Annotated in this window: 9 protein-coding genes; 5 read left to right on the top strand and 4 right to left on the bottom strand. The window is 50.5% G+C overall.

The window, feature by feature from the left end; translation table 11 throughout:
• From E1189_RS23755 to E1189_RS06165, 4 genes are all read right to left on the bottom strand, one after another.
• A partial coding sequence (locus tag E1189_RS23755; RefSeq protein WP_196221257.1) for an IS66 family transposase occupies positions 1 to 310 on the bottom strand: 310 nt, incomplete at its 3' end.
• Positions 311 to 465: 155 nt separating this feature from the next.
• Positions 466 to 927 carry a host attachment protein gene (locus E1189_RS06175; RefSeq protein ID WP_155159167.1) on the bottom strand — a complete coding sequence of 154 codons (462 nt, stop codon included), beginning with the start codon at positions 925 to 927 and terminating at the stop codon, positions 466 to 468.
• Positions 928 to 1,020: 93 nt separating this feature from the next.
• On the bottom strand, positions 1,021 to 1,503 hold the full coding sequence (locus tag E1189_RS06170) for a MaoC family dehydratase (protein WP_329601920.1): 483 nt from the start codon (positions 1,501 to 1,503) through the stop codon (positions 1,021 to 1,023).
• A gap of 36 nt (positions 1,504 to 1,539) precedes the next feature.
• Positions 1,540 to 2,532 carry an alpha/beta fold hydrolase gene (locus tag E1189_RS06165; RefSeq protein WP_155159166.1) on the bottom strand — a complete coding sequence of 331 codons (993 nt, stop codon included), beginning with the start codon at positions 2,530 to 2,532 and terminating at the stop codon, positions 1,540 to 1,542.
• A gap of 371 nt (positions 2,533 to 2,903) precedes the next feature.
• Here E1189_RS06165 and E1189_RS06160 point away from each other — a divergent pair, with 371 nt between their 5' ends.
• The 5 genes from E1189_RS06160 to E1189_RS06140 form a co-directional block, all read left to right on the top strand.
• Positions 2,904 to 4,610 (top strand): AMP-binding protein, encoded by a 1,707-nt coding sequence (locus tag E1189_RS06160; protein ID WP_155159165.1) that lies wholly within the window; start codon positions 2,904 to 2,906, stop codon positions 4,608 to 4,610.
• 25 nt (positions 4,611 to 4,635) lie between these two features.
• Positions 4,636 to 8,586, top strand: coding sequence for an ATP-dependent RNA helicase HrpA (hrpA, locus tag E1189_RS06155; protein ID WP_155159164.1), 3,951 nt, complete (start codon positions 4,636 to 4,638; stop codon positions 8,584 to 8,586).
• 259 nt (positions 8,587 to 8,845) lie between these two features.
• Positions 8,846 to 9,964, top strand: a complete 1,119-nt coding sequence (locus tag E1189_RS06150) for a beta-ketoacyl-ACP synthase III (RefSeq protein WP_329601919.1) — start codon at positions 8,846 to 8,848, stop codon at positions 9,962 to 9,964.
• Between the two features lie 303 nt (positions 9,965 to 10,267).
• Positions 10,268 to 11,410: a hypothetical protein gene (locus E1189_RS06145; RefSeq protein ID WP_155159163.1), complete on the top strand. Its 1,143-nt coding sequence runs from the start codon at positions 10,268 to 10,270 to the stop codon at positions 11,408 to 11,410.
• Positions 11,411 to 11,439: 29 nt separating this feature from the next.
• A partial coding sequence (locus E1189_RS06140) for a hypothetical protein (RefSeq protein WP_230460213.1) occupies positions 11,440 to 11,934 on the top strand: 495 nt, incomplete at its 3' end.

Below are 11,934 nucleotides of genomic sequence, written 5' to 3'. Positions count from 1 at the left end.
GGCTGTAATTCTCAACAGCTATAAGCAGAGACTCAAAAACTCCCAGCCCCTGCTTCCTTGCTGATGAGATGTAGCTACGAATTCGGCTAAACCAAGCCGCCCCCGCCTTGCTTCTGAAGCAGCCTGAGATTTTGGCTTTCAGCTTGCCCATGCGGACATCCCGCTCACTGCCATTGTTGTCGAAAGGCACTCGGAAGTCTGTCAGAAAACGTAAGGTTTCCGCGTGATAATCCCGTAACCGGCGAAACAGATTGTAGGCTTTGGTACGTCTGACTTTCCTGCTTTTTAGTTTTTGTCGTCGTCGCTCCATGAAGGCTTCTTCCTCCTTTAAGGAATAGGGAAATCCTTCCATAGTACTATGGGAGTGCCATGGGTGGGTGATTTCGTGGGGTAAAGTTGAAATCGTCGTCCAAAAAGAACAGCAAAAGAGCAACGAAAACCGGGCCAAAAGACCCGGCATAAAGATCAAAGGTAAGAGCTGGTCAATGTTCGCGTATCCAAGTGTTGCATAATCCGCTGATCATTCTCCGTCACAAGGTTCTTGGTCACCTTGTGGGTCAAAGGTACATCCTTTTTTAATTTCGGTAGTAGTTCTCCCATGAATCCAGGAGGGGCGCATACCTGCAAAGCGTCAAAGCTGTGCTGTTCATGGGCATGATTAATGGCTTTGGCAACCAGTTTTGTAAAGCGGGTATTTTCCTGTGTCTTCGGGGAGCGATCTGATACACCCAGGCCGCGGTTCGCCATACTCGTAGGGCTTCGGGTTTTAGTAGTATGGCCAGTTTTGTCGGTAACGAAATCGCCGCTGTGCCATCGGCCTTCTTCGTGTTGGATGTAGTCGAGCAGTTGAAGATTGTGCTGGTGAGGCTGGAAGTGATACATGCAGGCTTGGCTGTTATCAGCCACAAGAACCCAGATGGGGCGCATAAGGTCATCCTCCGTAGAGTAACCGAATAAAACTAGACCATCTTTGGAAAGGTTGCTGTGGCCTGACACAAAAGGGCAGGCCAAGCCGGAATGTTACGTCATGCTGGCAATGGAGACTTCGGGAAGCTTGCCGCTCTCAATTTCAGTGCGTTCCTGATTTGGCATGATGGATGCCTTGCCCTTTACCACGAATTTTCCATCCTGATTGACAACATTCGTTGCAACAACAGCTGCCTTGGTGCGCTCATTTTTCTCCAGCACTTCCAGCTGAACGGTCAGCTCATCACCCACCTTTACCGGGCGCAGGAATTTTAATTCCTGACCACGATAAATGCCACCAGGCCCGGGTAGTTTCATGGCCAGTGCTGCGGAGATCAGTGAGCCGGTCCACATGCCGTGGGCGATGCGCTCGTTGAACTGGGTAGTGCTGGCAAACTCTTCGTCGATATGAATAGGATTGTGGTCGCCGGAAACAGTGGCGAACAGAATCAGATCACGCTCGGTGAGAGTGCGAGTGTAAGTGGCCGTGTCGCCCACTTTGAGTTCGTCGTAAGGCACGCTTACCAGTGTTGTCACGCAGATGTCCTCGTAGGGTCACAGTGGTTTTGATCGCTAAAGAGTGGCTTTGGGCCGTCTCGCGTGCATTCTGTGATCAGGTATATTCAGAGAGATATTATCCAACCATGCTGTCAGTCTGGTAGTCACTTCATCACGGTTGGTTTCGTTGAACATTTCATGGCGTCCGTTTGGGTAGATATCTGTTGTGATATCCTGCAGCCCGGCAGCAACCAGTGCGCCAGCCAGTTTGCGCAGCCCTTTGCCGGCCTGACCAACTGGGTCCTTATCACCACCAACGATGTATAAAGGTAGTTGGGAATCAATGTTTTTCAGTGCGCTGACGGAAGAAATTGACAACAGCCCCTGAAACAGATCCAGCCATAAACCATTGGTGCATTGGAAGCCACATAGGGGATCGGCAATATAAGTATCTACTTCCGCCGCATCTCGGGACAGCCAGTCAAATGATGTTCTAACAGGTTTAAAGGCGTTGTTATACGAGCCGAAGGTAAGGGTGTCAACCAGCTTGCTGCAACTGGATGTACCGATTCTGTAACTCTCCATTAACGTCACCAGTCGCCCAAGTTTCAGGAGTGTAGCAGGGGTAAAATTAGAACCGGATAGTACCGCACCAGCGACGTTTTCAGGCTGCTTCATCAGCCAGGCCTGAGTGATGAAGCTACCCATGCTGTGACCCAGTACAAACAGGGGGGTATCCGGGCTATTTTGATGTGTGTGCTTTCTCACGCTTTTACGCATATAGCTCCAGGCGCGATCCACATCATCCAGCACCTTGTTCCAGCCATTCTCCGGAGCAAAAGTGCCCAGCCCCACTTCGGGTGTGTCTTCTCCATGGCCTCGGTGGTTGATAGCCATAACGGTATAGCCTGCCGCATTCAGGGCCTGTGCCAGACGTGCGTATCGCAGCCCGTGTTCGGCCATTCCATGCAAAACGAGGATAGCCCCTCTGGGATTTTCGAGAGGCCACTGGTAAATCGGTATACGATGATGGTCGCAGGATTCAAGGAACGTCTTGCTGGTGTCCATGGCTTATCCTCACTGATGCTGGAGGTATTGTTATTGGTTTTCCACGTGCGGTAGCAGATGTAATAGTGGCAGATCGAAGCAGCGGCATGCAAATATGGGATGAGTAGACGTTTTCAGGGGCAGTTCCTCCCCCCTGTATATCAACAGGTTATTGGATTACTCAGTGGGAAAACTGGTAGTCTACGTAAGTTTTTTACAGCTTCTGAAGCAACTTCCCGGTTATTCATGCATTCCCTAACGCGATTTTCATTGTCTGGTGCCCTGCAGTTATTTGTAGTAATCGCTATATTCGATGCTTGTTTCAGAATTTTGAACCACCTGTTGCTGCTATCCGCCGGACAGGGTGTATCTGTTTTATCAGGAGTTAGAACATGAATGGGAATTTTTGGGCCGAGAAGTACCCGGATGGTATTTCCCCGGATATTGGTGAAGTGCCGTACTCATCCATTCTGGATGTTCTGGATCTGGCCTGCGAAAAGTTCCAGCACAAGCCCGCGTTTTCCAATCTGGGTAAAACCATTACTTACAGTAACCTGAATACCCTGAGTGATCGTTTTGCGGCATGGCTTCAGCACGAAACCAGCCTGGTTCCCGGAGATCGTATCGCCGTTCAGCTACCTAACCTGATGCAGTTCCCCGTTGTTGTGTTCGGTGCCCTGAAAGCTGGCCTGATTATTGTAAACACCAACCCGCTTTACACCGAGCGTGAAATGGAACACCAGTTTAACGACTCCGGAGCCAAGGCACTGGTGGTATTGGCGAACATGGCTCATCTGGCCGAAGTTGTCGTGCCTAAAACAGGCATCAAGCATGTGGTTGTGACAGAAATTGGTGACATGCTGCCTCTGGTCAAGCGATTTGTGGTGAACAATGTTGTGCGCCATGTGCGCAAAATGGTGCCCGCTTTTCATATCCCCTCCGCTGTCCCGTTTAATCAAGCACTGGCGAAGGGGGCGAACCTCTCTTTGAAGCGCCATAAGGCACAGTCTGAAGATACCGCTGTTTTACAGTATACCGGCGGTACAACAGGTGTTCCCAAGGGGGCTGAGTTGAGCCATGGCAATATTATTGCCAACATGCTGCAAATTCTGGGAATGGTGAAGAATGACATCACACTGGGGCGGGAAGTCATCGTAGCGCCGCTGCCTCTTTACCATATTTATTCCTTTACCGTTCACTGTATGGTGGGGCTGGTAACGGGTATGCATAGTTTGTTGATTACCAATCCTCGTGATCTGACTGCTTTTGTGAAAGACCTGCAAAAGTATCCTTTCACTGTCATGGTGGGGTTGAATACTCTGTTTAATGGCCTGATGAAAAATAAGGATTTTCAGGCGCTGAGCTTCAAACGGATGAAAATCACCCTGTCCGGTGGAATGGCTCTGCAGATGGACACTGCCAAACGCTGGGAAAATATGACCGGCTGCGCAATCAGTGAAGGTTTTGGTATGACCGAAGCCTCCCCTGTTATTACCCTGAACCCATTATCAGATAACCGTCTGGGCACAATTGGTATGCCATTGCCGTCTACTCATTTGAAGGTGGTGGATGAAGACGGCGAGGAGCTGGGTGTCGGAGACGTGGGAGAACTGTGTATTCGCGGCCCTCAGGTGATGAAAGGCTATTGGAAACGCCCGGAAGAGACAGCTAAAACCCTGACGGATGATGGCTGGCTCAGCACCGGTGATATTGCCACTATTGATGAAGACGGCTACGTACGTATTGTTGATCGTAAGAAAGATATGATCAGTGTGTCCGGCTTTAACGTATACCCTAACGAGCTGGAAGATGTGCTGGCACGTCACCCGGACGTTGAACAGTGTGCGGCTATTGGCGTGCCCTGTGAGAAGACTGGTGAGAAGATCAAGATGTTTGTGGTCACGAAAAACAGTGGGCTGACGGAAGATGATATTCGCACCCATTTCCGTCAATATGTGACCGGTTATAAAGTGCCCAAGATTGTGGAGTTCCGCGAAGAGCTTCCTACTACCAATGTGGGTAAAATTCTGCGCCGCGCCCTGCGCGACGAAGAGCTGGCAAAGCAGGCAAAAGCATCCAAGCCTGCCATGGCCGAGTAAGACACGAAGGATCAGCAACAGTCGTATGACCGATCGGGATAACCGTAAAGATAAGGCAGCTGTTGCTGCAGACATTGAAAACAGCCTGACACGGGATCGCCACTGGCTTCGTCGCCAGTGGCGTAACTGGAAGCGTTTATCGGGCAAAGAGCACGGCCGCTTTTACCAGCGGCTGGAGCGTTCCTGCGAGCAGGTTCAGCAGCGTATTGCTCAGCCGGTCAAACTGAACTGGAACGATTCTCTTCCCGTTGTCCAGAAAAGGCACGACATCGCCCGCCTGATTGCCGAGAATCAGGTGGTGGTGATTGCTGGTGAAACCGGCTCGGGTAAAACCACGCAGTTGCCAAAAATCTGTTTAGAACTGGGTTTGGGAAAACATGGCTTGATTGGTCATACCCAGCCACGTCGTCTGGCTGCCCGTTCTGTGGGCAGTCGTATTGCCGAAGAGCTGGAAACCGAGTTTGGTGGCCTTGTGGGTTATCAGGTGCGCTTTACCGATCAGGTGAGCGATCAGACCCGCGTCAAGTTGATGACTGACGGTATCCTGCTGGCAGAAATTCAGAATGACCGCTACCTCAATAACTACGACACTCTCATTATTGATGAGGCTCACGAGCGCAGCCTCAATATTGATTTCCTTCTCGGTTACCTCAAGCTGCTTCTGCCGAAGCGGCCTGATCTGAAAGTTATTATTACCTCTGCAACTATCGACGTAGAACGTTTTTCCCAGCACTTTGCTGACGCCAGTGGTAAGCCTGCCCCGGTCATAGAAGTCTCCGGGCGAACATTCCCCGTAGAGGTGCTCTACCGTTCGCTGGCGGACTTGGATGTTGAAGCCAAAGACGGTGATGAACGTCAGATGCAAGGTATCTTCCAGGCGCTGGAAGAGATTGAAGACCTGGAACGCAACGGTGTCGGCCATCGTTTGGGCGACGTGCTGGTGTTCCTGCCCGGTGAACGGGATATTCGGGAAACAGCGCGTTTCCTGCGGGATAAAGCCACCAAAGAGCGTAAGTTACGGGATACAGAAGTTCTCCCTCTCTACGCCCGTCTCTCCAATGCTGAACAAAACCGTATCTTCCAGTCACACGCCGGTCGTCGAGTTATTCTCTCCACCAACGTGGCAGAAACATCTCTGACTGTTCCAGGCATTCATTATGTGATTGACCCTGGCACTGCCCGCATCAGCCGTTACAGCGTGCGGGGCAAGGTGCAGCGTTTGCCGGTGGAGGCTGTATCCCAGGCATCGGCTAACCAGCGTAAAGGCCGCTGCGGTCGTGTGGCGGAAGGCATCTGTATTCGTTTGTACGATGAGTCCGATTTTCTCAGCCGTCCGGAATTTACCGATGCGGAAATTCTGCGTACTAACCTTGCTGCCGTTATTCTGCAGATGCTCAAGCTTGGCCTTGGGGATGTTACCCAATTCCCCTTTGTGGACAGGCCAGACAATCGCGCCATAAACGACGGTTACAAGCTGCTGCAGGAGCTGGGTGCAGTTAATAAAGACCAAAAACTCACCCGCGTGGGCAACCAGCTGTCCCGCCTGCCTATCGACCCCCGTATTGGCCGTATGATTCTGGCGGCACACGATACCAATGCCGTGGACGAACTGCTGATTATTGCCAGTGCTCTGGCGGTGCAGGACCCACGGGAACGCCCCGCTGAGAAAAAGCAGGCATCTGATCAGGCCCACCGGGAATTTTACGACGATGACTCGGACTTCCTCAGCTATGTCAACCTGTGGCGCTGGTATGAAGAACAGCGCCAGGAACTCTCCTCCAGCCAGTTACGCAAGCTGTGCAAAAAGCATTATCTCAGCTTTATGCGCATGCGGGAGTGGAAGGATATGCACCGCCAGCTGGCGCTGGTATGCAAAGATTTAAAGCTGCGTCACAACAAAGAACCAGCCACCTTTGCCGATGTTCACAAGGCGCTGCTGACAGGTTTGCTCAGCCATCTGGGCAATAAAACCGAAGAGGCGGATTACCTCGGTGCCCGTAACCGTAAGTTCTGGGTGTTCCCCGGCTCTGGCTTATTCAAACGCAAACCCAAGTGGGTGATGGCAGCGGAGCTGGTAGAAACTTCCAAGCTCTATGCTCGAACAGTAGCCAAAATAGAACCGTCATGGATTGAGCCGCTGGCGGGGCATCTGATCAAACGCAATTGGTTTGAGCCTCATTGGGAAAAGAAGCAGGCGCGAGCGGTTGCCTATGAGCAGGCGACGCTGTACGGGCTGGTGATCTATTCCCGCCGCAAAGTCCACTACGGCACCATTGACCCGGTTGTGTCCCGTGAGCTGCTGATTCGCGAAGGCCTGGTGGCTGGTCGCTATGCCTCAAAAGCCGCCTCCCGCGCGCCATTCCTTATCCACAATCAAAAGCAGATTGCGGAAGTGGAAGAGCTGGAGGCGAAGTCCCGCCGTCAGGATATTCTGGCTGATCCGGAAACCCTGTTTGCCTTCTATAACGATCGTATTCCGTCCGATGTGGTAAACGGTGCCGGTTTTGAAAACTGGCGCAAAAAGGCCGAGAAGCAAGATCCGCAGATACTATTTCTGACGAAGGAGTATCTGATGCAGCACGATGCGGCCAACATTACTGCAAACCAGTACCCTGAGCGCCTTAAACACGAAGGTATGGAACTGCCTCTGACCTATCACTTCTCTCCCGGTGATGAGGATGATGGCGTGAGCGTGTCTGTGCCGGTTTCCCTGTTGCAGCACCTTCCTAAACTGCGACTGGAGTGGCTGGTGCCGGGCATGCTGGAAGACAAGGTTGTGGCCTTGATTCGTTCCCTGCCCAAACAGCTGCGCAAAAACTTTGTGCCGGTACCGGACTACAGCAAAGCCGCCATGGAAGGGCTGAATGCCTGCGATGAATCCCTCACCGAGCTGCTGGGGGTAAAGCTGTTCCGCATGACCGGCGTACGTATCCCCGAAGATGGTTGGAAATCGGACACACTGGATAACCATTTCCGCATGAATATCCGAGTGCTGGATGACGATGGCAAACTGCTGGGGCAGGGGCGTGATCTTTCCAGGCTCCGCGAAAAGTTTGCGGACAAAGCTGTTAGCAGTCTGCGGGATATGGCCGATAAGGGCATGGAGCAATCCGGCATCACCAGCTGGACCATTGGGGAGTTGCCAGAAGAAGTCCGCCAGACCCGTGGTGGCTTGCTGTTCCGGTCTTTCCCCGCGCTGGTGGATGATAAAGACTCTGTCTCCCTGCGTTTGTTTGATACGCCAGAACAGGCTAAAGAGGAAATGGTCTGGGGTATGGCGCGGTTGATTCGCCTGGCCATGGCTGAGCCGGTGCGCTTTATGCTCAAGCAGATGAAGAATCTGAATAAGGTGACAGTGCTGGCGGTGAAAACTGTTCCCAAAACTGCGTTGCTGGAAGATCTTGAACTGTTTGCCATTCGGCATGTCTTTCTGGCCGATGAACGTCAGTGGCCCCGTAATGAAACCGAGTTCCGCACGCTGATAGCTGCTCACAGGGCTGATCTTGTTCCCTTCGCGGAGAAACTGGATAAGCTACTGCTGGAGATTTTCACCCGGCATAACGATGTGCAAAAGCGCTTGAAGGGCAAACTCTCTTTTCAGGTGGCATTGTCTATGGCGGATATTCAGGCACAACTGGGTAACCTGATTTTCAAAGGTTTTCTGCGTCAGACTCCACTGGACTGGCTAGAACAATTCCCCCGTTACCTGACGGCAGTTGCGCAGCGGCTGGATAAACTGGGCAGCAACTTTAACCGGGATCGTGTTTACACAGATGAACTGCAACATCTCCACGAAATCTGGAATGCTCGCCGTGAGGCGTTGCAGAAGCAGAAAATTGTGGATAAAACCCTCTGGGAATACCGCTGGATGTTGGAGGAGTATCGAGTTTCACTCTTTGCTCAAAGCTTAAAAACACGGGTGCCGGTTTCCGATAAACGACTCAGAAAAGTGTGGGAAGACATCGCGGTTCCATAGTGTACTCACACGGAAGAAGGGGGCAGGAGGTCGTTGTCGGTTTCCAGAGGCCGTCTCCTCCTGACCCATTTGGTGGAACTCAAATAAAACACAAATAAAAAACTGACCCCATAAATCAAATTTGTTGCCAAAATGTTACGGCGGGCTGGTCTTAGGTTTCCATGATCTGCCCGCTGCTATACCATCAACACCAGAATAAACAGATAAATAATCTCTGCCGTCAGGCTGAAAGCCAGATAAAACGATTAAGAGGCTCAATGTGACAGATGTTATTCTGACCGGCACCGGGCTCTACACCCCACCTTCTGCCATCACTAATGATGAACTTGTTACCTGCTTCAATATTTGGGTACGCGCCGAAAATAAACGTAACCACGCGGCTATCGAAGCCGGTGAAAACCAGCCACTTCCAGAAAGCTGCAGCGCCTTTATCGAAAAGGCTTCCGGCATTCGTAGTCGCTATGTGATGGATAAAGAAGGGATTCTTGACCCTGAACGTATGCTGCCCCGCATCCCTGAACGTAACAACGATGAACCTTCCGTTCAGTGCGAGATGGCTGTGACGGCTGCAAAAGACGCTTTTGGACAGGCGCGCCTATCAGCGGATGATATTGATGGGGTGATTGTCGCCTGTTCCAATATGCAGCGCCCTTATCCTGCCGTTGCTGTAGAAGTTCAACATTTTCTTGGCACCAGTGGCTTTGCCTTTGATATGAACGTGGCTTGTTCTTCCGCCACTTTTGGACTGCAGGTAGCCAGCGATATGATCCGCTCTGGCAGTGCCCGCAGAATTTTAATGGTGAATCCGGAAATCTGTACCGGCCATTTGAACTTCCGGGACAGAGATAGTCACTTTATCTTCGGTGACGCCTGCACGGCAGTGGTGCTTGAGAGCGCAGACGTTGCCCGGACAGAAGGATGGAAAGTACGAGGCACTCGCCTGTGGACAAGTTTTTCAAACAATATTCGTAACAATGCGGGTTTTCTGAATCGTGCTGCTGAAGAAGGTCTTGGTGCACGAGATAAGCTGTTTGTTCAAAACGGACGCAAAGTCTTTAAGGAAGTTTGTCCTCAGGTAGCGAAGCAGATTACCGAGCATTTGGGCGATAGTGGAATTCCGGTTTCTGACGTCAGCCGACTCTGGCTTCATCAGGCTAATCTGGCCATGAACCAGCTTATTTCCAAAAAGGTGTTCGGGCGGGAAGCCCGGCCAGAAGAGGCACCTGTGATTCTCGATGAATATGCTAACACCAGCTCAGCAGGTTCTGTGATTGCTTTCCATAAGCACAGCCAAGGCATGAAAGCTGGCAGTAAAGGTGTGTTGTGCTCTTTTGGAGCCGGTTACTCAATCGGCAGCGTAATTTTGGAAAAACGCTAATCGGCGTGAAAAGAACTCGACCACTGGTCCGGGCATTTAATTGCAAATAAATTAAATGCGACTCTTCTCTGGCGGAAAGGATTCTGCATCGTGTCTCGTAATATTCTCGTCAATCAACTCTGGCTCTGGGCGCTTATTTGAATCCAGCGACACCCTTGGGTTCGATTGAATCCAATAGGTTATCAAGGCTGTTCCAGGCCGAACTTTCTCTGATAGTTATGGTCAATTAACTCTCTAACTGGAGGTGACAGGGGCATGGCCTTGGCCGCTTTCACATGTACGGATAAGAAAGGATCAGTGACCATGTCAGCATTAAGACTCTGTAGAACCATCTTGCTGGTGGCAGGACTTTCTCTATCAATGGCAGGGCAGGCGAACCCTGTGCATATTGATGAAGACCAGACCACATACAGTGAAGAGTTGACTGGCCGGGCAGGTTTTGATGCAGCTTTGATTCTGGGCCATAGGGAGCACAGTTGGCTGCATCCCATTACTAACGCCTGCGAGATCTCATTCGCACCCTTTCCCTGTTATTTTTTTAATAAAGGGAAGGTTTTTTCTGGTGGTGCCTATTCGGCCATTACCGTTGATTCTGGTTCAACCTGGAGTATTACTAACTTTGAAAACGGTGTTTTTTCGACATCAGAAGACGGTAATGCTCAAGCCGTTGCATTTAATTTGAATTCAGGAATCGGCAATGTCTTGTTAAAAAACTATGGTCTGATTACGGCAATGCCATCCAATGGAACAGCAGTAGCCGTACATAACAGGAGCTCTTATTACAGTAATCTGGGCAGTGGTTTACGTTGGGAAAACCATCGAGTGGTGGAAGGGCGGGTTGCCTTTCATATTGATACATCCAGCGTTTTTGAGTTGATTAATACCGGAACGATCAATGGAGATATTCATGTATCTGAAGATGATAATGAGGATGCATTGCTGTTACGGGGCAATAGCCAATTTATTGGTCATTTGACCGGCGTGGAGAAGCTGACCTTGAACAGCACGGAAACTGAGAAAGGTGAAAATCTTGATAATGAGATTACTTGGAGTGGCCGAGTCACCATCCCCTCTACAGGGGGTGAGCAGCCTATCAGGGTCAGTGATAAAACAGCTATTGTGACCTCAGGCCTGATCATTGACAACGGGGTATTGTCTTTCGGTAAGGGGGTACGTATCAAGATCAATGCTCTGCAGGAGCATGTAGACAACATCCAAAACCCTGTGATTCAGTCAGGTGGACACATTTTATTTGCCGGGAAAGCCTTCTTTTATATTGATCCTCAGGGTCTGGATTTGCAGGAGGATGTAAAAATAACTGTTCTGAGTGCCGATACATTGAAAATTGAAGCTTTGAATATTGGTGTTATCACTGATAAAGGCTACAGGGCAGAATTGGTTCGACTCACTAATCGAGAGCTGGTTGTTGCCTTTGGCAAGGAATGAGAAAACGTGCCCTCAACAGGATTTCAGGGATGAAGAAACCGCTGGCTCCACTATTCATTCTCGCTGGTACCATACTCACAGTACCCTATCTACTGGCCCTTGATGAGGGCAGTGAAACTGATGTTTATGGTCAGCAGCCAGTGGAGGAGTGGGATGGTGATTATACCGACGGTGAAGAAGTGAATCTTGATCAAAGCTGGGATGATATGGATGAATCCTACGATCCTTATAGGCAAGGTTCAGGAACCTTGAGTGAAGGTATCTCTCTGGAAGAGGCGGCAGATACGATAGATAGCACTTCTGAAGAAGATGACACTAGCGAGCTGGATGAATACGGGAATCCCGAAGCCAGTAAAAAAAAACTGAACAGTCAGAAGAGAAATAAAACCGAAGATATTGTAGATGACTCAGAATATCTCTACGACGATGACCTCGACAGTTACGAAGAACTGCCGGGCGAGTATGAAGAGAATGAAGAGGAGTCCTTCTATGAGGACGATGAGGCCGTTGATGAAGAATACGAT

The sequence above is a fragment of the Parendozoicomonas verongulae genome (genome assembly GCF_009711465.1).
Classification (GTDB): domain Bacteria; phylum Pseudomonadota; class Gammaproteobacteria; order Pseudomonadales; family Endozoicomonadaceae; genus Sansalvadorimonas; species Sansalvadorimonas verongulae.
This window is presented reverse-complemented; position numbering and strand designations above follow the sequence as displayed.